This window comes from Bacillus sp. AFS017336 (assembly GCF_002555445.1).
GTDB lineage: Bacteria > Bacillota > Bacilli > Bacillales > Bacillaceae_G > Gottfriedia.
Genome location: NZ_NUCO01000009.1, coordinates 1 through 22,133, shown reverse-complemented (window position 1 = coordinate 22,133; position 22,133 = coordinate 1). Strand labels below are relative to the sequence as shown.

Sequence of the window (22,133 nt, the reverse complement as noted above, 5' to 3'; positions counted from 1 at the left end):
TTGAAGGTGGTAAAAGTTGAAAATATTAATACGCATTGTATTTTATTTAATTGGATTACTATTTTTAACTTTAGGAATTAGTTTAGCGATTAAAGCTGAACTTGGTGCAAGTGCATGGGATGCGCTTGCAGTCGGCGAATCGAAAACATTCGGTTTATCTGTGGGGAATTGGATTATCATTAACTCGTCAGTACTTTTATTTGTTAATGCCTTTTTACAAAAAAAACGACCTGATTGGCTTGCAGCAATTACGTTTATATTAATTGGTCGGTTTCTAGATTTTTGGTTAACAGTTGAGTCAGAACATTTATTTGATGCAAATATTATTACTAGATACATCCAATTAGTACTAGCTATTTTAAGCATGACAATTGGTATTGCTATTTATTTACAAGCAAAGTTTCCATTAAGTCCAATTGATGATTTAATGATTTCACTCAGTAAACGATTTGGCGTAAGCTTAGGCGTAGCTAAAACGATTGGGGAAGTGTTTGCCTTAGTATTAGCATTTCTTCTAAAAGGTCCAATTGGAATTGGTACTGTAGTAATTACTTTCAGTATCGGGCCAATACTACAAAAAATTAGAGTTCCAATTGAAAAGCTTTATACTAAGCTAAGTTCATAACGAAATATTTCATTTATGGAATACATATATTTAAATAAAATGTTCATGCTAAGAGTAAATAATTTCCTTATTTGTGAAAGGGGCATGAACATGTCTAAATGGTTAAAACCATTCGTTCTACTAAATATAGTCATTTTATTTGTTTCTTTAAATAATGGACAAACAACTTTTGCAGCAAATTCAGAAATAAGAGTCCCAGGCTCGGCAGCAAATGTAACAAAGGAAAACACTTATCCAAATCCAACTCAAGACTTGCCAGAATTACAACCAGGTGGACTGGCTAAGCAGTTATTAGATTCATCGAATGTAAAAATAGAGAATCCTAATCTAATTCGTATGTTTAATGAATCCTCAGTAAGTAAAGCACCATTTGCTGTTGGGTATAACGCGAAGATTTTCCTAGGTGTTTGGCCTTTAAATTATGAGTCAAATGAGACAACAATTAATTGGCAATATAAAAAAATCAATACAAACTTTCTCGATAATCGAGGAGAAAAAACGTACAAACGCATGAAGTACTATCAAAACACACAGCAAGTTATTCGCGGTGGTTTAACTGCAAAAGTTAGAGACTCAGATGATGTTATTAACCTAATGATGCATGATGCTTCAGAAAAAACAACATTGCCACTTGCATACCAAACAGTAGTCGGAGCAGGTACAAAAAACGAACGAGTATATAATGTACCACCAAAGCAACTAGGCTATTTATACGCATACGCACCAGCTGTTAATGAAAAAGGAAAAGTAACATTTGGAGAAGTATATTTAATCTTAAAGGGTAATAAAAGATCACTTCAAGTGAAAAATGTCGTGTCGCAAGGTGTAGGCGCATGGATTCCTGTCCAAGATTATGTATCTTTTGGGTATTTAGCTTCGCCACAGCCTAGATAAAATATGTTAAATCCACAAGAGTGAATTTTGCTTGTGGATTTTTTTGTTTTACTGCACTAAATTAACGTGATTAACGGAGAGCGGCACTAAATTAACGAGATTTAGAGATGGGAATTGCAATTTATCAACGGGTTATGGGGATATAACGCAATATATCAACGAAGAACAGCAATATATCAACGAAGAATGGCAATATATCAACGAAGAACAGCAATATATCAACGAGAATTAACCATATATCAACGGAGTTCACAGCTTTATCAATATTGTTCAAATCGTGTTCGTATTTTCAATATGTGAAGATAGGAGCCAATTAAATATGATCTAATCAACAAAAAAAGCATGTCATAAAAATGACATGCTTAACTCTTAAAGCTTTGAACTTCTACTAGTAAAATCAGTATCACGATAGTAGCTATTCTTCACTAGAATATTAGGCCCTAAACATTTAACTGCTGGACAATGACAGCTTAGTTCTTTTGCAGTTTTTGATAATGACCAAGTATCATATGCTTCCTGGAGTGTATGAGTTTGAATATTACCAAGATGAGGTACATCACCAAAGTCAGTTACGATAATACTTCCATCGAATACATTTACATTTAAGCGAGAACGGCCGTCAGGGTCATTTCGTAGTGTTACATTTTTACTATTATATAGTCTTTGAATAATGTCTAAATCCTTCTGATCATCGCTACATGGATAAAATGGCAGTGTACCAAATAGCATCCAAATGTTTTCATCGCGGACATCTAGTAAAGTAGAGATTGCATTACGTAGTTCATCCTTCGTTAAAACTTCTAATGTACTAGCGAAATCACTTGCGTACATAGGGTGTATTTCGTGCCTTTGACATTTCATTTCATCAATAATTTGACGATGAATTTTTTCTAAGTATGGAAGAGTACGTTTATTTAGCATTGTTTCAGCAGATACCATAACGCCTGCTTCAGCAAGGCGGCGACTGTTTTCGATCATATTTTCAAATAATTTTGCACGTTGCTCATATGTTGGCTTGCGATCCATCATGGCAAATCCTGCTTCAACAAATTCATCAACTGTTCCCCAGTTATGTGAGATATGTAGTACGTCTAAATAAGGAATGATTTTTTCATATCTTTCAAAATCTAATGTTAGATTTGAATTAATTTGAGTTCGGACACCGCGCTCATGGGCATACTTTAATAATGGCACTACATAACCGTTCAGCATTTTATTAGAAAGCATCGGCTCTCCACCGGTAATACTTATGCAACGAAGCTTTTCGATCTCTTCTAAGCGATTTAGTACTAGTTCAATCGGTAATGGATTTGGATCCTTCGGTTGTAAAGTATATCCGACAGCACAATGCTCGCATCGCATATTACAGATTGTTGTCGTTGTAAATTCTACATTTGTTAGTATGTTTTTACCATACTCTTCAACATCTAAATATGCTTCCCAAGGGTCATATGTAGGTGTTATTTGTTGTAATAAATTTTTCATAAAAAAACTCCTTCAGGCACAAAAGTGCACCCATAAGTATAAGATAAATTTAATTTTCCTCAACCATTATAAGAAAGAAAGTTAATCATTGTATAGAAATAAATGCTTAAAAAATAAAAAAATGTCGAAAGTTTTACGATATATAGTCGAAGAAGGGTATAATATAAAATGAATTGTATTAAGAAAGGACGAGTTATTTATGTCAAGCACAGAACAATTATCTTATATTAAAGAGCGTTTTAACACAGTAATGGAAACAATCGAATCTTTAGAAGCTGATGAAGTAAGCTTAGAAGAATTAGATCAATTATTATCTGTTTTAGATGACATAGAAACTAAATGTCGTGAAGTTAATCAACCTGAATGAGTCCATTAAAATGGGCTTTTTTTATTTATTGAAAAAGCGATATGACAGCTAAATAAAGAAACATACTTGTCAGGGCTTTTTTTATTCCGTTTATTAAAAATTGTATTATAATGAGAAGGGGAACATTCTGTCTTTTTTATAAAGGGTTGAGGGGGAGCAGCAATGCAAAACATACAGGAAAGTATTTATCAATTAATCGTTGAAACATCAACGAATCTACCAAAGGACGTACGTAAAGCAATCAGACAAGCTAAAGCAAATGAAACTTCTGGAACTAGAAGTGCCATCGCGTTGGAAACGATTACAAATAATATTATGATGGCTGAAAACGATGTTTCACCAATTTGCCAAGATACTGGTATGCCAACGTTTAAAGTAAAAACTCCAGTTGGTGTAAACCAGCTTGTGATAAAAGAAGCAATTTATGCTGCGATTGAACAAGCTACAAAAGATGGTAAGCTTCGTTCGAACTCTGTAGATTCTTTATTTGGTAAAAACAGCGGAAATAACTTAGGACCGGGTACTCCTGTTGTGAAATTTGAGCAACATGAGAGCGATTATATCGATATTCGTCTAATCTTAAAAGGTGGCGGATGTGAAAATAAAAATATCCAATATAGCTTACCATGTGAACTTGAAGGACTTGGTAAAGCTGGTCGTGATTTAGACGGTATCCGTAAATGTATTTTACACAGCGTATATCAAGCACAAGGACAAGGCTGTAGCGCAGGCTTCATCGGAGTTGGTATCGGCGGAGACCGTACTAGCGGTTATGAGCTTGCTAAAGATCAACTATTCCGTTTAACTGAAGATGAAAATCCAATTCCAGAGCTTAAAGCAATGGAAGATTATATTTTGGAAAATGCAAACAAGCTAGGCGTAGGAACAATGGGATTTGGTGGAGAGACAACATTACTTGGTTGTAAAATCGGCGTAATGAACCGTCTACCTGCAAGCTTCTTCGTATCAGTAGCGTATAACTGCTGGGCATTCCGTCGTTTAGGTATGAAAATTAATCCTGAGACTGGTGAAGTTTCAGAATGGATCTATCGTGATGGTGAAGAAATTAGCTTTACAAATGAAGCTGCAGATACTGCAGAAGCACCTCGTGAAGTGAAATTAGTAGCGCCAATTACTGAAGAACAAATTCGTGATTTAAAAGTTGGAGATGTAGTTTCGATTAGTGGAATGATGTACACTGGCCGTGACGCAATCCACCATCATTTAAAAGACCATGACTGTCCAGTAGACTTAAATGGTCAAATTATTTACCACTGTGGACCTGTTGTATTAAAAGATGAAGAAGGCAAATATCACATTAAAGCAGCTGGCCCAACAACAAGTATTCGTGAGGAGCCATACCAAGGCGATATCATGAAAAAATTCGGCATTCGCGCTGTAATCGGTAAAGGCGGAATGGGTGCAAAAACATTAAAAGCATTAGAAGAGCACGGCGGTGTTTACTTAAATGCAATTGGTGGAGCAGCACAATACTACTCACAATGTATTAAAGAAGTAAAAGACGTAAACTATTTAGAATTCGGAATTCCAGAAGCAATGTGGCACTTACAAGTTGAAGATTTCAAAGCAGTTGTAACAATGGATTCTCACGGTAACTCATTGCATCAAGATGTAGATAAGAGCTCACTTGAGAAATTAGCTACTATGGCTGAGAAGGTATTTTAATAGTTGAGATTTAGGGGCAATGTCATTTGATGGCATTGCTTTTTTTTGTGGGGAGATTATTTGTTGGTGTAAATAGGAGATGAAAAGTGCAAATAAGAGCGGGGGTACTGCGATTAAATTCGAAGAGTGGATAGGAAAAATGAAACCTGCAAATAAATGATGAGAACCCGCAAATAAAAACGTGAGTAGTGCAAATAAAAGCCGAATCACCGCAATTAAATTCTACGAGTTCAAATAAGAAAATGTAATCTGCAAATAAACGAAGAAGACCTGCAAATAAAAACATGAGGATTGCAAATATGGCCCCAGCGACTGCAATTAAATTCCCAAGTGCAAATAAAAATATGTAATCTGCAAATAAACGAAGAAAACCTGCAAATAAAAACGTGAGTAGTGCAAATAAGGCCCCAGCGACTGCAATTAAATTCCCAAGTGCAAATAAATTCTACGAGTGCAAATAAGAAAATGTAATCTGCAAATAAACGAAGAAAACCTGCAAATAAAAACATGAGTAGTGCAAATAAGGCCCCAGCAACTGCAATTAAATTCCCAAGTGCAAATAAAATCACGAAAATAGCAAATAAAAATGGCAAAACTGCAAATAAAATTACGAAATCTGCAAATAAAATTACCAAATCTACAATTAAAAGTTTCAAAACTGTAAATAACCTTCTCAATACTGCAAATAAGGCGTTAATTCATGAAGAAAAAGTTTAATTTTAGGGTAAATTAAGCAAAATTGAATGGTTTGGATTGAAAAACCCCTATATTCATTAAAAAACTTCAATCCCTGAGCCGACACAAAATCCTGAGCTAGAAAAACTTAGTTTTATTTCAAAAATGCACCAATTTTATTCATATTTCTAATTTATTTACAGATACTAATTTTAAGTGAGGTGAGTGAGTTGAAAAAGTTTATCGTATCGATTCTTGCTTTCTTGTTAGTGTTTCCTAGTACTACTTTTGCTTATAGTAATACGCCACATGGCTGGGGGATTGTTCGTACGAAGAATGAGGTTCCGCCAGATGCTGGTGAGCAGCTTAATAATTTGTTATCTAATACGGGGTCAGTGTATTTAGGTGATACTACGAAAAAGGATGTTTATTTAACTTTTGACAATGGTTATGAAAATGGATTTACGCCGAAGTTTTTGGATGTGTTAAAGAAGCATGGTGTTCATGCGACTTTTTTCATAACGGGTCATTATATTAAGGAGAATCCTGAGTTAGTAAAACGGATGGTAAATGAGGGGCATATAGTTGGAAATCATTCGTGGAGTCATCCTGATATGACAACGATTGGTGATCAGAAGATTGTTGAGGAATTGGAACAAGTTAAAATGGCATACCAAGAATTAACTGGCCGAACAGATATGAGATATTTTAGACCTGCACGAGGGGTTTTTAGTGAGCGTACTTTGAAGTTGGTCAATAAAGAGGGGTATGAAAATATTTTTTGGTCATTGGCATATGTTGATTGGAAGGTTGATCAGCAAAGAGGTTGGAAATATGCTTATGATAATGTGATGGATTTGATTCATCCAGGAGCGGTTATTTTAATGCATACTGTATCGAAGGATAATGCAGAGGCGATGGATGCGATTATTACTGGTTTACATAAAAGAGGTTATCGTTTTGGCAGTTTAGATGAGTTAATGATGGAGAGAAGTGGATTTGATCCGAATTTCTATCTTCCTAAAAAATAAAAAGCTAATGATTGAGTAGTTTAGTAAAACTGCTTTAATCATTAGCTTTTTTTTACACATTAAGAAAGTATAAATTGGCAGCGGTGAAGAAAAGTCGACGTAGATGCCAATTTTGGTATAAGTATAAGTGCAACTACCCCTCTGTCTTCGCCTAAAGGCTCGCCAATCGGGGAGTTTTCTTTATCGGTTTGCGATTGCTTCGTAGTTTAATTTTGCGTGTTGTTTAGACGTTTTAATTACGAATGGATTTTCGACTGTATTTTCTAAGAATTGTTGGTCCTTATTTGCGAATTTTTTAATTCCGTTAAGAACTTGTTCTTCTTCTGATACTACTTCTCCAAAAAGTAATTCTTGTGTGATTGGTCCTTGGTTATAGTGTTCATAATAGAATCGTCTATAGTCAAATTGATAGAAAATAACTGGTTTTTCCATGTATGAAAAGTCAAACGAAACTGTTGAGTAATCAGTGATTAATAAATCGGATCGTTTTAAAAGTGATTGAACGGTTTCTTCACCTTGACGGATTACTTTGATTCGTTTATGGAAATCTGGAACATCTTTCATATAAACCTGAGTTTGGTAATGTGGATAGAAAATAATATTTAAATCGTTATCTTCTAAAATTTGGTGTAAATCAGGATTACTAAGTAAAGATAAGTAACGGTTAAAGTATTCAGAGTTCATTAATTGCTGCGTACTTTTATTCCAGTTTCTCCACGTTGGCATAATTAGAATCGTTTTCCCATTACCTGTATTTTCAAGGGCGTCCCATCTAGCTAGTCCAGTTACGGCAACTTCATTTTCGGCATATCCAAATTCGTTCACGATATGATCTTTTTCAAAATCAGATGAAACGATAAATAATGAATAGCCCATTCGATTTTTATTTAGTACATGGTTTACTCGACTAACTCCAATTACGCCATGTTGAATAAGGATTTTTTGATTTTGCTGCCATTCAGGATGGCATTTTAAAACTTGTAGGTATTCATGGGTGTACATGTTAGCACGTTCGGAATATGCATTAATTGTTTTATCACAAGTTAATAAGTAGAGTGTGTGCTTTATACTTCCGTATTGTACGATGTTACCGAATTCCTTTATATGTTCATAATCTTTAGCATTTTTATCGATTAAATAGTAACAGTTTTCTCTTAGATTATTTTTCTGTATATACTTGAATAAATGATACGAATTATCTTGTGCTGTATCTTTTCTTTCTCCAATTAGCCAAATATGTTTATTTCGATAGTGCTTTTGTGTTAAGCGGTATAAGAAAAAGATAAGGAAGGATTTCCATTCTCTCCTTAGTACAAGTAAACCAAATTCATAGACTAAATCGCGGAAGGATTTTTGTATTTTTGTTTTTAATCTTCCTAATAGACCTGTTTTTTTAATTCGAATATGCAAATTCTTCTTTGGAAAATATGGCACTATGCTGTGTGTTTTAGTTGTTGCTGGTTTTGAATTTGCTTTTGTTGAAAAATAAAAGATATGAAGTGGTTTTTTTAGCGTAATATCTCCGACTTTTACTGAGATTGACACTTCATAATCACCATCAGGTAAAATTTTACTTAATTCAATCGTCGTTGTTTTATAGCCACCATCGTTATAATTGATACTATTTTTTGAGAATAAGTAAGATAAATCTGAACGCTCAAGTGTTTCAAGTGTAACTGTAATGACTTGTCCGTTTGACTTATTCGTAAACTGTATTTCTTTAATAGAATCATCATTATTAATTTCCTCAATAAAGGCAAAGCCACCTACTTGTAAGCGATCTTCACGTAATGAAAGGATTTCAATTTTTTGATATAGATTAAATGCTTTTATTTCTAGGTATTCTTTATACTTTGGAAAATATTTTGCAAAGTAGTGATAATATTTTCCTTCGATTTTAACTGCACCTTTTTGTAATGTTCGATCAGATAATAAGCGCATTAGTAAATTAAATTCTTCTGAAACTTTATTAACAAATATCGTGTAGAATACCTTACTAATTTTAGAAGTATTATGTTCTATTTGATTTTCTGACATGTTGTTTGCAAAGTTAGATGAAATCGTTAATAATTCATCGAACTGCTCAGAAGGGAAGTAGTACGCTTTAGTTAATAAAGATGTTAAATAATAATCCCATAATTTTTTCTCAATATGAGCGTAATGAGAGGTAACATCTTTTTGTTTATAATAGTTCCGTAATTCTGATTGAGTAATAAGAAGGTCATTAAAAAAATCTAAAGTACTAGTTTGTTTAATAACATCACTATTCGTTAAATCTCTCACATTTATGACGATGTCTGAAGTGACATAAACTTTATTCGAACAAATAAAGGATTGTTGAGTAAATAATAAATCTTGTTGCTCAGTTATATTCTCATTAAATTGTATTTGATTGTCGCTCAATAAACTTCTTTTGATCATCATATTTTTAATAGAAGGATTTAAAAGTAGTTCTGGCTGTTGGTCAAATTGGCGTATTTGCGGTAAATCTTTTTTGAAAATGGATTTTAAGTCATGGTGCTCCCATTTTCTTGTACCATTGAATAATTGGATATTTCCTAAAGCAATCTCAGCATTTGCTTTAGTAGCACCGTCATATAGTTTTTCATAAGATGAAGAATTTACAATATCATCTGCATCGATAAAGGCAATAAACTCACCATTAGCTTCTTGTAAGCCTATGTTACGCGCTTTATTTTTTGCCGTAAAATCGATTGATACGGATTGGAAATTTTTATGTGAATTTGAGTATTCTTCAATTAATTTTTTACTATTATCTGTTGAACCGTTGTCAATCACGATAATTTGAAGATCAGTTAATGATTGACTTTGTAAGCTGTTAAGGCAATCTTTTAAGACATCTTCATGATTATGTGCGACAACGACTATACTTACTTTTGCTTTTTCCATAATAGTCTTACCTCACTAGTCTCTACTTTCAATTAAATAGTTTATCATAAATTATAAATTAATGTGTCTTCCATCCTATATTAATTTACGCTTGGTAAGTGGTTTTTGTAGTAGTATTTTCTCCAATATTTGATGGAGATATTTATTAAGAGGGGTAGTAGATGCAGAGTTTCTAAAATTGACTAATGGTAGTTTTAAAAAAGAGGCAATTACTTTAGTAAATTTTTATTAAACCTATTGACTTTGATAATGATAATCGTTATCATTTAAATATGTTAAATATCAAAACCCGCTGTAGCGATATTTGATAAGTTTTAAAACCTGATTGGACTTGAAAGTTTCCCCATTCCCTTAAAATTTAATGTGTCAAAAAAAGCTTGATTAGTCCCCAAGCTTTTTTTGTGTTTTTCAGGCTGTAAGAGCTTTCTAAAAATAAAATTTTTAAGCATGTAACTAGAGATTATTTCTCTAGTTTTTTTGCGTTTCACACAAATTTTCTTAACCGGTACTGATTATGCTATAATACACTTCAGAGTAATTAAGGAGGAACGGGAGAATGTGGAAGGAAGAGGTTGCTTTAGAAACTCCATATCAATGGGAAGAGGTTTTAAAGAGATTAGAGCATGAGCCAACATTTACAGTGCATTCTGCTGAAAAGCGGTTAAGCATTCCACTTTATATTGAGGGAGAGCATGCAGTTGTAAAGGTTAAGAAAATAGATGATGCTCCGGTTCGATTTGAAGTTATTAGTGAACATGAGGATAAAGCTAAAATTCTCGAGGAGATTGCTACAATTTTGCAATGGCAAACTGAATTTGAAGAGTTACATTATCATTTAAGACAAACTACTATATCGCCTCTAATAGACCTTTTTGGACATACACCAATCACTGTTTCTAATGATCCTTTCGCCTGTTTAATTACATGTATTATTCATCAGCAAATTCAGCGTACTTTTGCGATTCAAGTCACAAAGCGATTTGTTCGAATGTATGGTGAGAGAATTGGTAATGCGTGGTTTTTTCCATCGCCTGAGAAAATTGCCATGTTAACGATTGATGAGTTAAGAGATTTACAGCTTAGTACTAGAAAAGCTGAATATATGATTGGCATTGCTAAAGCGTGGAGTGAAGGAGATTTAAGTCATCAAGATTATCGAACATTATCTTCAGAGGAAATTTCTAAGGAGCTAATTAAGCTTAAAGGGGTCGGCCCCTGGACGGTTGAAAACTTCTTATTATTTGGTTTAGGAAGAAAAGATATTTTCCCAGTTGGTGATGTTGGCATTCAAATCGCACTTCAAAAGCTTTTAAATTTAGATGAAAAGCCTTCAAAAGAAATAATGGAGTATGTTAAAGAGCAGGTTTCACCGTTTGGAAGCTACGCTGCTCTGTATCTTTGGAAGAGCATAGAATAATGGAGTTGTATATATGAGCAATCAGTTAGAAAATAAATTAGAAGTAGGACAATCCTTTCCTATTACAATTAAACGTATCGGGATTAATGGTGAGGGTGTAGGTTACTTCAAACGACAAGTTGTATTTATTAAAGGAGCATTACCTGGTGAGGAAGTAGTTGCTGAAGTAACGAATGTTCGCAACGGTTTTGCTGAAGGGAAAATTCAACGTATTCGTAAGTCGTCACCAGACCGTGTAGATCCGACTTGTAAAATCTATGAAAAATGCGGTGGCTGCCAAATTCAGCATGCTTCATATGAGGGGCAGCTTCGATATAAACGCGATATTGTCATCCAAGCAATGGAAAAGTATGCGAAAGATTTACTAGAAAAAACACCAATTAAAGAAACGGTTGGTATGGAAAATCCTTGGAATTATCGCAACAAAAGTCAGCTTCAAACTGGACTTGAAAAAAATAAGATTATCGCTGGATTATATAAACAAAACTCACACGAAGTTGTCGATATTGGCCATTGCCCAATTCAACATGAGGATTTAAATAAAATCACAGGTAAAGTGAAGAAGATTTTAACTCGTTTAAATATTCCTGTTTATAATGAACGAAAAAATAAAGGGGTTATTCGAACAATTGTTGCCCGTGTCGGATTGCAAACAGGTCAAATTCAATTAGTTCTAGTAACTGGTACGAAAGATTTTCCACAGAAAAATGAATTAATTAGTGAAATTAAAAAGAGAATTCCTGAAGTAACTAGTTTAATGCAAAACATTAACAATCAAATGACTTCAGTGATTTTTGGTCGTGAAACTGTTTATTTAGCAGGGGAAGAAGTAATCGAAGAAAAGCTTGGTGACTTATCATTTGAGCTTTCGGCTAGAGCGTTTTTCCAATTAAACCCTGAGCAAACGGTTAAGCTATATGATGAAGTGAAAAACGCAGCGGCACTTACTGGTACGGAAAAAGTCGTTGATGCTTATTGTGGAGTAGGTACAATCGGATTATGGCTTGCTAAAGACGCAAAAGAAGTTCGTGGCATGGACGTAACAAAAGAGGCGATCATCGATGCGAAAACAAATGCATTAAGCCATGGATTTACAAACACTCATTACGAAGCAGGTAATGCTGAAGAAGTATTACCAAAATGGTTAAAAGAAGGCTGGAAACCGGATGTGATTATTACTGATCCACCGAGAACTGGTTGCGATGAGGAGTTCTTAAATACTGTATTAAAAATTAAACCGAAAAAATTAGTATATGTTTCTTGTAATCCTTCTACTTTGGCTAGAGATTTAAAGGTATTAAGTAAGAATTATGATGTGAAGTATATGCAGCCAGTAGATATGTTCCCGCATACTGCACATGTAGAAGTTGTAGCGAATTTGGAATTGAAGATGTCTAATTAATAAATGCTCTGCTAGTTAAAATAAACATTAGCCACCCTAAATTCGTTAAAAAGTACTTTTTTCGAATTCGGGGGCTTTTTTCTGTTAAACTCTTGGCAATTCGGTTTCTTCTAATTGAAGAAATATTGGAGAGAATTTTAGCAAACACTGATTAACATTTTTGATCAGTTTGATAATAAGTGAATAATCATGGTCATCTTACTTTTTAATTTTCGGATAAGTGGTTGGCCTAGTTTCCCATCATGAGAGGATTTGAAGTTGAAAATGAAAGATAATTTTTGGCGTGAATTACCGCGACCTTTTTTTATACTGGCTCCAATGGAAGATGTGACGGATGTTGTGTTTCGCCATGTTGTAAGTGAAGCAGCCAGACCTGATGTATTTTTTACGGAGTTTACAAACAGTGAGAGTTACTGCCACCCAGAAGGGCACCAAAGTGTACGCGGTCGTTTGACTTTTACAGAAGATGAGCAGCCACTAGTAGCACATATTTGGGGTGATAAGCCTGAATTCTTTAAGCAAATGAGTATTGGTATGGCGGAACTTGGTTTTCGAGGTATAGATCTCAATATGGGCTGTCCTGTACCTAATGTGGCAGGACATGGGAAGGGGAGCGGCCTAATCCTTCGCCCAGAAGTTGCAGCAGAACTAATACAAGCAGCAAAAGCAGGAGGACTGCCAGTAAGCGTTAAGACAAGGCTTGGTTTCTCTAAAATAGACGAATGGCGTGACTGGCTGACACACATATTAAAACAAGACATTGCCAATTTATCCATTCACTTGCGTACTAGAGATGAAATGAGCAAAGTAGATGCACATTGGGAACTAATTCCGGAGATTAAGAAACTTCGTGATGAAGTAGCACCGAATACACTGTTGACAATCAACGGAGATATCCCTGACCGACAAACTGGCTTAAAGCTTGCTGAACAATATGGTATTGATGGGGTTATGATTGGACGTGGAATTTTCCATAATCCGTTTGCTTTTGAAGTGGAGCCAAAAGATCATAGTAGTGAGGAATTGCTTAATCTTTTAAAATTGCATCTGGATCTTCATGATCAATATGAGTTACGTTCGTTCAAAGCTCTTCATCGCTTCTTTAAGATTTATGTCCGTGGGTTTAGAGGAGCAGGCGAATTAAGAAATCAATTAATGAACACAGAATCAACAGATGAAGTGCGTGATATGCTCGATAAATTTATGGCAAAGAACTTTATTGGGATAAGCGAAGAATAGAATTCCCTAATTAAATGGCTCCAGTATTTTGCTGGGGCTTTTTTGCATTGGTATTTGCATAGGATGCTGATCTAGTCTGTGCTCTTCTTTTTCTTTTCTAGACGGAGACGACACTTCAGTGACTTTTAGATTCATATTTAATTTTGATTTACACTATAAGATGAAAGGTCTGCCGAACTACTCAGCAGACCTTCTCTATTTCTAATTACTTGGATTCAATAATCGTTTTATTAATTACATCAATCACGTAGTTCTTTGTATTTTTAGCTATCGAACCACCATCACTTTTAAAAATCGTGGATTTGGTAGTATCAGTTGGTTCAATGTGTACTGGAACTTGCGTTTGACCTTCGCTTAGATTAATAGATTGAGTGAAATTCATTCCATTATAGTCAGTTACTTTTTCCCCGTTGATGGTGAGGTTAGCACCTTTAATACTATTTCCTTTGATCGTTAAAGTCGAACCTTTCACATCAATTTGGCTTACTACAAGTGGGTTATCAATCCAGCGTAAAATCTTGTCTTGGACAACCATTTTGTTGCCACCTTGGTTTGTGACGACTACTTTCATATCAGTTCCAGTCGCACCGTAACCATAGTAACTGATATCATCATCCGATGAATCAGATGGTGTGTGGTCTGTTAAACCTTCGTGATCCCAAGAGTTGTCTCTCGTGTATTTATACGTAATTTCAGTTCCTTCCTCAAGTTCAGTTGTATATTCCCAATCAGGTGTAACGGCACCATTTCGGCTCATTGACCAGCCGCCTGTATTCCATCCATTTAAGCTGTTTGGAATATTCATTTGAGAAGATAATGGAGTATCATCTGGTGCATGCACCTTGAAAGTGACTTGTACCATGACGATATCAGGTGTCACAGTTACCGTGTTAGAGTCCACATAATTCCCAGCTTGATCAAATACACGGATTTTGTATTTATAAGTTGTACCGTTAGCTACCTGATAATCACGGAATGTGGAAGTGTCTCCATTGACTGATGTAAGTAATTGATCGTCACGATAAATAATCGTTTTATATGGCTGATCTGGCTGCTTAAGGTTCCAGTTTAAGTTAACCTGACCAGACTCTTGAATTGGTGTATCTAAAGTGACTTCTTTAGCAGGAGGAGTCGTATCTGATGTGCTCCGTGTATAATTTACTTCTGCTGTTGAAGTAGATACCCATGTTTTACCTAAATCAGGAGTAAAGGACATTCTGTATTCATAAGTACCTGCCTCCAATGGTGTAAAGCTACCTTGAAACTCATTTGCCTTATTTTCCTGAGTTTGACCAGTATATAGAGCTTGATATGTTGTCCAAGTTGTTTGGCCTTTAATTCTTACTTGAAGCTCGGCTGTGATTCCCTCGGCCGGGCCGGTTTCAGTAGCACCTGACAAGTAAAAAGATGCTTTAACAGTAGAATCAAGCGCTAAGTTCAACTCCCCATTAGATAAGGTAGTCAGGTTGCTCGGGCTAGCATTCGCAACATCATAATGTGGCACGAGACCAGCTGAGGCTACAGGCTCAGATTCGTTGCCATTAGAATCTACAGCTGTCACTTCAAAATAATAGGTACGCCCATTATTCAAACCTGAAATATCAACAGATTTACCAGTAGTTTCTTTCACTTTTGTCCATAATCCACCAGCAATATTGGATTGGTAGACATTGAATTTTGTTCCATTTCCTGTCCAATTTAAAGTAATTTGTTTAGAACCTACTGTACCTACTACACTTTTAACTGACTGTGGTTGTTTTACTTCATTATTTGATAGTAACATTCTTCCGGATTCAGCTGGAACGGTCAATGTAAGCTTACCATCTTTTGCTGTAGCTAAATACTTAGTATCTAATTGGTCTACATATTGAACGCCATTCGCAATAAGTCCTTTTGTATCAATTTCAACAGTTTGTGAAGTATTCCCTCTGTTGATAATAACAAGGGCAGATTTTGATCCTTTTGTTCGAGTGTAAGCTAATACATCATTTTTTGCGTAAATGTGGTGAAGATCTCCATAGCTAAATAGATCGGAATTTTTACTACGAATTTTACCTATCGTTTGATAATGTTTAATTAAATCTTGGTTCTCATTTCCCCATGGATACGTACGGCGATCATCTGGATCCTTTGAGCCTGTTTGTCCTGCTTCATCTCCATAATAAATAGTCGGCGCACCAGGGTAGCCCATTTGAAGAATAGAAGCTAATTTTAATCGCTTTACACCTTCATTGTAATTATAGTTCGGATCCTGTTCAGCTCTGTTATACGTATCTGTTCCATTTCCTAACAGGAATATAGCGCGTGCAGTATCATGAGATCCCATTAAGTTCATGAGTGCATAAAACGCTTCTTTAGGATAGTCCTCTTGAACAGCTTCGAGTGAGTTTTGTGCATTTTCTGCATTACCGTTCTTTAAATAATCCAAGATTGCTCCTCGGAAACGATAGTTCATTACGGAATCATATTGATCTCCTAAGAAGTACTTGGAAGCATCATCCCAAATTTCCCCTAAAATAAGTGGTTTCTCATCTTTTTGAAGCGTGCTTCCGGATCCTGTCATAGTCTTGGATTTCATTTCTTTTCGGAATTCCTGCCAAAATGAACTGTCCACTTCATTTGCTACATCTAAACGCCAGCCGGAAGAACCTCGATCGATCCATGATTTTCCTACAGAGTCCTTTTCATACATTAGATAATTAGCTAATTCAGTGTTGTTAAGTTCACTAAGGTGGTCAACCTTTGATCCTTCAACTGATTCAAATACTGGCAGACTATCATAGCCCCACCATCCTTCATACTTATAATGTTCTCCATTTGAAACGCCGTTTACTTTTTCATTAGGAACTTTAACATTTTCAATATGGAACCAGTTTTCGAAACCGTACGGGCTAAAGGATTGACCTTCAGAGATAAGTTGTTTTTTTGCTTTCTCTTTAGCAGCAGCTTCGGTCAATTTTTCGTCATTCATCAAATTATAAACACGAGACCAATATTCATATGCACCAACTGTTTTATATTTGTTATAGCGGTCAAAATAGATTGAGTCGTCAGAGACGTGGTTAAAAACTCCATCCAAAATCAAATGCATGTTACGTTTCGATAACTCTTTTGTGAAATCCTTAAATTCTTTTTCTGTACCAAACATCGGATCAAGTTCTTTGTAATCGGTTGCATCATATTTATGGTTAGATGGTGCAAGAGCAATCGGATTTATATAGAGTGTGTTAACTCCAAGTGATTGAAGGTAATCAAGCTTAGCTTTGATTCCAGCAATATCTCCTCCATAAAAATCATTACTAAACTCTCCGTCCCCATTATATGAACCAGTTCCTTGTTCATAAGGATTATCAGGTAAGCTTGACCAAGAAGCGGGATGTTCGATTGGTTGGCTACCGCGAGCTCCAACTTTATCCTTTATATGGTCATTTGTCTTGTTGCCGTTAAAAAAGCGATCAGGAAAGATTTGATAGACTACAGCTTCTTTCATCCAATTTGGAGTTTGATATTCAGGGTCATAAACTGTCAATTGGAAAAGACCTGCATTTTTATCTTCTGCTTTTCCAGTATGGCCTTCTTGTGTGTCCTCACCATATTCTGCCGTTGTGTCTTGATCTCTTACAATGAATTTATATCCATGAATACCTTTATCTGCCGGAGTAAAGGTGGCTTCCCAGTACTCAAGATCACCTTTGCCACTTGTATTTGACCAGCCAACATTTTTCATAGCCAAGACTTTTGTTGTACCTGAATTATAGTTTTTTACATAAAGGCTTGCACTTGTCAGGTCACCTTTCTTAGCTGATATCCTGAATGTGACAGGTGTCTCTGCAGGAACCGCACCAAATGGCTTTCGGTAAATTTGATCCCATGAATCATGATATAGGGCACTTTGATCAATCAAGCCATCAGAGCCTGTTGGTTTATAATCTGTATAAACTTCTTTTGTTTGATTATTATAGAAAAATGTAATAGTAGTTTCAGAGATTACATTTAACTTCAAATTGGAAGTAGGGTAGGACTCGTTCCAATCCTTGCCCAATACAATCTTGTATTCGTATGTACCACTTGGCACCTTTGTAGTGAAGGAATAGATATTTTTAAAATTGTCATCCTTTAAAAAGGCTGTTGATTCCGCTGGGCTCCAAGCTGCCCCTGCATTAATTGCAGGCTGGATCGTTCCAACAAGACGTGGTTGTCTTTCATCTGCTAAAGGAGTGTAATGAGTGCTGTCTGAAATTGAATGAGTGTTATCATTATAGTAGAAAGTGACATCTTTTTGTTCGGAAAGTACTAGTTTAATGTTGTTGCCACCTGGATTTCCGCCTTCACCGTAATTTTCCGACCAGTTTCCACCAATGGCGATTTTATACTCATATTCACTGGCCGGTAAAGTACCAGTAAAAGTATAGAGACCATTACCTTTGTACACCATTTCCGTTTTGGCCGAAGCTGGGTCCCAATCGCTTGGATTGCCTAACAAGCTTTGAATGCTACCAACAAGTACAACTTGTTTAGCTACCGTTTCTGCTGCTTTTGCAGATCCATTTGTAATTAGTCCCGGAAACATCTGGAGTACTAATCCTAATACAGTGACGAGCGATAATATTGATCTTTGTTTTCTCCTCATGAAAAAACCCCTTTCCTCTTTCTAAATTAAGAAAACGTTTATACAAAAGATGCAATAAAAATATGTATGTAGGTAATGCTAATCTATTGCAACCGTTTGCATAAATTTGTTTTCAAAATAATTATAACTTTTTATCAACACAAATCAATGGTAAATGGCAAAATAATACAAATTTTCTGAATTAAATACAATTGATGTTTATTTAAGATGGAGTTTCAAATTTTAGAAGACGAGCAAGAAGATTAAATGTCTACATTGCTTCACTGTTAATAAACAACTGGAATAACATTATTAAAGTTGCACAAAATGTGACAATATTTTAAAATTGTTAAGTGTACAATATGCGATAAGTGTAAACCATGCTATGATAGGAGCGTGAGGTGAAATGAGAATGAGTACAATGACATTAAAATTGACAGAGGAACAACTTGAGCAAGCGATTCATGAACAAGATGTAGTAAGATACGAAAAAGAATCATTGTTTTTAATGAATAACTTGGCTGTTAGTATGAGTGAAGTTTATGATGACATTCTACGATACGTTATGCCAAAGAAGGTTAAATTTAATTTAGGGCCAGATTTAATTAAAAAAGAAGAATCAATTACACTTTTGAAAGAAATGATGGAGATTTCAACAAAAATTCATGAAGAAAAAATGGATTTTAATAATGTGAAAATTAAATTTGATACGTGGTTTTATCAGATTACTTCAGAAGGCATATTAGTCTTTGATTATGATTTAAGAGAATTGATGACGATTACTCAAGCGTCAAAAGAGTTAGGTGTATCACGTCAAATGGTCTACAAATATATTGAAAGAGGCTTAGAAGCGGTTGGCGAAAAAGGGCAACAAAAAATACCTAAACATGCTATTGAAGCTTGGAAAAATCCTGTAATGGCTTTTCAAATTCAATGGAACTATCAAATGAAACGAATCAGAACTCAAACAATTGACGAACGCATCGAAATGATAAATGAACTAATCTATGAATATGAAGAACAATTTGGAGATAATTTTTACAAACTTTTCGGAAGCTATACTGATGAAGATATTGATCGTTCATCGGAATCCGTTGATATATTTGATTGGAAAGAGTTAGAGGAAGAAAAGCGTAATTTATTAATGAAGCGAAAGGGAGGAAAAGAATGATTAATCCTTTAAAGTTCAACACATTGTTTATCAAATATGAAGGGGCTTTTCGAACTTCTCCTCCGATGTTAAATCTTGTCCCTCTTAATGATGGAGTCATGAAGGTTCAACTTAATATAGACTTAATACCACATCCTCAGTTTGGAAAATCGAAGGCCAGAATATTAGAGAGTGGTATAATTCGAATGGACAATTAATACAATATCGCTATTGTTGGGAAGAAAAAAGAGATCCTACGGGAAATATATGTTCCTTTGAAAATGAACATAATCATGGCGTAGAAACAGATCCACACCATACTCACCCAGTGCTTAATGACCGAAAACCTTATGACAATAACTAAAATGTTCGTTCAGTTGAAGATTTTTTAGATTTTGTATCAAGCTACATATTAACCGCTAAAAAATACCGATTCCCTATTCTTAATTCAACATCAAGTTCTACTCCGCACACTACTCCTTTATAAATCAAATATACAATAGCAAGTATTATAACTAGAGTTTCTCACGTATTAATTAATACAATGACTACCTTTAAATAGTTTCTCAATTATTCCAAGTTAAATAAATGATATAAACATTGGCTTTATAGCAATCGGTATTAATATTCTCGTAATTGTTAGCGTAAGTTTAATCATTAACACATTCGTTGATAGTTAAAGGGAGGCCCCTGAGATGATTAAAACAAATGCTAATCGGCTTCAAAATTTACTTGAAATATTTAGTGAGTACGGAAAAACAGAAAATAATGGTGTGACTAGACTTGCATTATCCGCCGAAGATATTGCGGCACGAAAGAGATTTCAAGCTTTATGTGAAGAGGCTGAAATGACAGTAAAGTATGATGACATGGGAAATATGTATGCAACATTACCAGGTAAACAAAACTTGCCACCAATCGTAATAGGTTCTCACTTGGACTCCGTCATTAAAGGGGGGAGGTTTGATGGTGTGCTAGGCGTACTTACAGCTTTAGAGACTGTTTATACAATAAAAGAAAAAAATATCGAATTAGATTATCCGATTATGATTGTCAATTTTACGAACGAAGAAGGAGCTCGATTTGAGCCATCGCTTATGTCTTCAGGTGTGTTGTCTGGTAAATTTGATAAAAAGAAAATGATTGCTTCAACAGATAAAAATGGAACGTCATTCGCTCAAGCATTAACGGAAAGTGGCTTTGAAGGTTCTGAAACAAATCGATTAGTAGAGGGCAGCGCATATATCGAACTACATATTGAGCAAGGTCCAGTTTTGGAGCGGAAAAACTTAGATATTGGAGTAGTAGAAGGTGTATTAGGAATGGTATGCTATGAAATTTCAATTTTTGGCGAATCGAATCATGCAGGTACGACGCCAATTAGCATGCGCAAAGATCCAATGTTTACTGCTGCAAATGTGGTGGTAGATTTACAAAAGCAACTACAGAGCCTAGATTCAGATCTTGTTTACACAATCGGTCGTATAAATGCATATCCAAATATTCATACAGTCATTCCTTCCGACGTAACCTTTACTTTAGAAGCAAGACATAAGGACCCTGGGGTCATTGCGGAAGTAACAAGAATGGTGGAAGAACTGCCTGTTAATCTAAATGGCTGCCCAATCAAATCTACACGCTTATGGGATCGAGATACCGTTGATTTTGATAAAACAGTAATAAACGCAGTTGATTCTGCTTGCAAAGAGTTAGGGTATAAAGAAAATCGCATGTACAGTGGTGCTGGACATGATGCTCAATTCATCGCTTCTTATATCCCAACGGCAATGATTTTTGTTCCAAGTATAAATGGATATAGTCATCGAGAGGATGAATTAACTTCATATGAGGATTGTGCTAAAGGGGCTGACGTTTTGCTTAATGCTGTAATGAGATTATGTTTTGAGAAAGTGAACAAATAGTGTTGTAATTTAAAATAGTTAAGAAGTAGTTTAAATGAAAATGGGCGAATGAATTCGTTTATTTTCATTTTTTTGTATAAATTCTAAAGGAAATCTAAAAGTAAATAGAGAGTCTTATTTTTATCATTAATTTATCCTCCTATCCCAACTTTACGAATTATTTACAATCCTTTAAAACTAGGTTAATTATTCTTTTTTATAGTTAGAGATGTAGAAAATAATAATTTTCCTTAGGAGGACAAACAATAATGAAACGTGGATTAAAATTAACATTTGCAGCAATGGTCGTTACAGGTATGCTAGCAGGATGTAATAATAAAGATGACAAGACTACTGGTAAAGCAAGCACAGATGATAAAAAGATTGAACTAACAGGTACAATTAGTGCTGCAGGATCAACAGCGTTACAACCACTAGCTGACGAAGCTGCTACAGAATTTATGTCTAAGTTCCCACAAGTGTCAGTTACAGTACAAGGTGGCGGTAGTGGAACTGGCGTAAATCAAGTATCTACTGGTGCTATTCAAATTGGTAACTCAGATGTACCAGCTGCAGAAAAATTAGAAGACAAATCAAAAGCAAGTGCTTTAGTAGAAACAAAAGTTGCTGGTGTTGGTTATTCAATGGTAACAAATAAAGATGTTGGTGTAGATTCACTTACACTTCAACAAATTGAAGATATTTTCGCTGGAAAAGTAACGAACTGGAAAGAAGTTGGCGG

Annotated in this window: 17 protein-coding genes; 14 read left to right on the top strand and 3 right to left on the bottom strand. The window is 35.1% G+C overall.

Annotated features, from left to right (window positions below; all coding sequences use genetic code 11):
* The first annotated feature begins 16 nt into the window (after positions 1-16).
* Together CN601_RS03690 and CN601_RS03685 are read left to right on the top strand one after the other, a co-directional pair.
* Positions 17-625 (top strand): YczE/YyaS/YitT family protein, encoded by a 609-nt coding sequence (locus CN601_RS03690; RefSeq protein ID WP_306659813.1) that lies wholly within the window; start codon positions 17-19, stop codon positions 623-625.
* Positions 626-715: 90 nt separating this feature from the next.
* Positions 716-1,519 carry a YfkD famly protein gene (locus tag CN601_RS03685; protein ID WP_098170106.1) on the top strand — a complete coding sequence of 268 codons (804 nt, stop codon included), beginning with the start codon at positions 716-718 and terminating at the stop codon, positions 1,517-1,519.
* A 369-nt stretch (positions 1,520-1,888) separates the two neighbouring features.
* Here CN601_RS03685 and yfkAB read toward each other — a convergent pair whose 3' ends face one another.
* Positions 1,889-3,004: a radical SAM/CxCxxxxC motif protein YfkAB gene (gene yfkAB / locus CN601_RS03680; RefSeq protein WP_098170105.1), complete on the bottom strand. Its 1,116-nt coding sequence runs from the start codon at positions 3,002-3,004 to the stop codon at positions 1,889-1,891.
* Positions 3,005-3,203: 199 nt separating this feature from the next.
* Between yfkAB and CN601_RS26800 the strand changes: the two genes are divergently transcribed.
* From CN601_RS26800 to pdaA, 4 genes are all read left to right on the top strand, one after another.
* Positions 3,204-3,371 carry an SE1561 family protein gene (locus tag CN601_RS26800; protein WP_098117942.1) on the top strand — a complete coding sequence of 56 codons (168 nt, stop codon included), beginning with the start codon at positions 3,204-3,206 and terminating at the stop codon, positions 3,369-3,371.
* 162 nt (positions 3,372-3,533) lie between these two features.
* A complete protein-coding gene (locus CN601_RS03670) occupies positions 3,534-5,057 on the top strand; it encodes a fumarate hydratase (protein WP_098170104.1) in 1,524 nt (507 codons plus the stop codon).
* A gap of 507 nt (positions 5,058-5,564) precedes the next feature.
* Positions 5,565-5,774: a hypothetical protein gene (locus CN601_RS03665; RefSeq protein WP_098170103.1), complete on the top strand. Its 210-nt coding sequence runs from the start codon at positions 5,565-5,567 to the stop codon at positions 5,772-5,774.
* A 188-nt stretch (positions 5,775-5,962) separates the two neighbouring features.
* Positions 5,963-6,763: a delta-lactam-biosynthetic de-N-acetylase gene (gene pdaA / locus CN601_RS03660; protein ID WP_257131600.1), complete on the top strand. Its 801-nt coding sequence runs from the start codon at positions 5,963-5,965 to the stop codon at positions 6,761-6,763.
* 180 nt (positions 6,764-6,943) lie between these two features.
* On the opposite strand, the gene CN601_RS03655 is transcribed toward pdaA, so the two are convergent.
* Positions 6,944-9,673: a CDP-glycerol:glycerophosphate glycerophosphotransferase gene (locus tag CN601_RS03655; protein WP_098170102.1), complete on the bottom strand. Its 2,730-nt coding sequence runs from the start codon at positions 9,671-9,673 to the stop codon at positions 6,944-6,946.
* Positions 9,674-10,229: 556 nt separating this feature from the next.
* Here CN601_RS03655 and CN601_RS03650 point away from each other — a divergent pair.
* From CN601_RS03650 to CN601_RS03640, 3 genes are all read left to right on the top strand, one after another.
* Entirely contained in the window at positions 10,230-11,090 is an 861-nt protein-coding gene (locus CN601_RS03650) for a DNA-3-methyladenine glycosylase family protein (RefSeq protein ID WP_098170101.1), read from the top strand.
* Positions 11,091-11,103: 13 nt separating this feature from the next.
* Positions 11,104-12,492: a 23S rRNA (uracil(1939)-C(5))-methyltransferase RlmD gene (gene rlmD / locus CN601_RS03645; protein WP_098170100.1), complete on the top strand. Its 1,389-nt coding sequence runs from the start codon at positions 11,104-11,106 to the stop codon at positions 12,490-12,492.
* A gap of 264 nt (positions 12,493-12,756) precedes the next feature.
* The gene (locus CN601_RS03640; RefSeq protein WP_098170210.1) at positions 12,757-13,731 is read left to right on the top strand and encodes a tRNA dihydrouridine synthase; all 975 of its coding nucleotides are present in this window, start codon (positions 12,757-12,759) and stop codon (positions 13,729-13,731) included.
* A gap of 205 nt (positions 13,732-13,936) precedes the next feature.
* On the opposite strand, the gene CN601_RS03635 is transcribed toward CN601_RS03640, so the two are convergent.
* Positions 13,937-18,361 carry a pullulanase X25 domain-containing protein gene (locus tag CN601_RS03635; protein WP_098170099.1) on the bottom strand — a complete coding sequence of 1,475 codons (4,425 nt, stop codon included), beginning with the start codon at positions 18,359-18,361 and terminating at the stop codon, positions 13,937-13,939.
* Positions 18,362-18,752: 391 nt separating this feature from the next.
* Between CN601_RS03635 and CN601_RS03630 the strand changes: the two genes are divergently transcribed.
* From CN601_RS03630 to CN601_RS03615, 5 genes are all read left to right on the top strand, one after another.
* Positions 18,753-19,511: a helix-turn-helix domain-containing protein gene (locus CN601_RS03630; protein WP_179865427.1), complete on the top strand. Its 759-nt coding sequence runs from the start codon at positions 18,753-18,755 to the stop codon at positions 19,509-19,511.
* Positions 19,508-19,708 carry a hypothetical protein gene (locus CN601_RS03625; protein ID WP_098170097.1) on the top strand — a complete coding sequence of 67 codons (201 nt, stop codon included), beginning with the start codon at positions 19,508-19,510 and terminating at the stop codon, positions 19,706-19,708. The genes CN601_RS03630 and CN601_RS03625 overlap by 4 nt, the downstream gene beginning before the upstream one ends.
* Positions 19,660-19,854 carry a toxin-antitoxin system TumE family protein gene (locus CN601_RS27980; RefSeq protein ID WP_373604952.1) on the top strand — a complete coding sequence of 65 codons (195 nt, stop codon included), beginning with the start codon at positions 19,660-19,662 and terminating at the stop codon, positions 19,852-19,854. Before CN601_RS03625 ends, CN601_RS27980 begins: the two co-directional genes overlap by 49 nt.
* 331 nt (positions 19,855-20,185) lie before the next feature.
* Positions 20,186-21,412 (top strand): Zn-dependent hydrolase, encoded by a 1,227-nt coding sequence (locus CN601_RS03620; protein WP_098170096.1) that lies wholly within the window; start codon positions 20,186-20,188, stop codon positions 21,410-21,412.
* Positions 21,413-21,660: 248 nt separating this feature from the next.
* Positions 21,661-22,133 (top strand): substrate-binding domain-containing protein (locus CN601_RS03615; protein WP_179865426.1); only part of this gene is annotated, 473 nt, incomplete at its 3' end.

Excerpts from the sequence above, each read along its gene's own strand:
- rlmD (WP_098170100.1), top strand. The coding sequence starts at position 11,104 with ATGAGCAATCAGTTAGAAAATAAATTAGAAGTAGGACAATCCTTTCCT.
- CN601_RS03670 (WP_098170104.1), top strand. The coding sequence starts at position 3,534 with ATGCAAAACATACAGGAAAGTATTTATCAATTAATCGTTGAAACATCA.
- CN601_RS03620 (WP_098170096.1), top strand. The coding sequence starts at position 20,186 with ATGATTAAAACAAATGCTAATCGGCTTCAAAATTTACTTGAAATATTT.
- CN601_RS03650 (WP_098170101.1), top strand. The coding sequence starts at position 10,230 with ATGTGGAAGGAAGAGGTTGCTTTAGAAACTCCATATCAATGGGAAGAG.
- CN601_RS03630 (WP_179865427.1), top strand. The coding sequence starts at position 18,753 with ATGAGTACAATGACATTAAAATTGACAGAGGAACAACTTGAGCAAGCG.
- CN601_RS03625 (WP_098170097.1), top strand. The coding sequence starts at position 19,508 with ATGATTAATCCTTTAAAGTTCAACACATTGTTTATCAAATATGAAGGG.
- CN601_RS03685 (WP_098170106.1), top strand. The coding sequence starts at position 716 with ATGTCTAAATGGTTAAAACCATTCGTTCTACTAAATATAGTCATTTTA.
- CN601_RS26800 (WP_098117942.1), top strand. The coding sequence starts at position 3,204 with ATGTCAAGCACAGAACAATTATCTTATATTAAAGAGCGTTTTAACACA.
- CN601_RS03640 (WP_098170210.1), top strand. The coding sequence starts at position 12,757 with ATGAAAGATAATTTTTGGCGTGAATTACCGCGACCTTTTTTTATACTG.
- CN601_RS03655 (WP_098170102.1), bottom strand. The coding sequence starts at position 9,673 with ATGGAAAAAGCAAAAGTAAGTATAGTCGTTGTCGCACATAATCATGAA.
- CN601_RS03665 (WP_098170103.1), top strand. The coding sequence starts at position 5,565 with ATGAGTAGTGCAAATAAGGCCCCAGCAACTGCAATTAAATTCCCAAGT.
- yfkAB (WP_098170105.1), bottom strand. The coding sequence starts at position 3,004 with ATGAAAAATTTATTACAACAAATAACACCTACATATGACCCTTGGGAA.
- CN601_RS03635 (WP_098170099.1), bottom strand. The coding sequence starts at position 18,361 with ATGAGGAGAAAACAAAGATCAATATTATCGCTCGTCACTGTATTAGGA.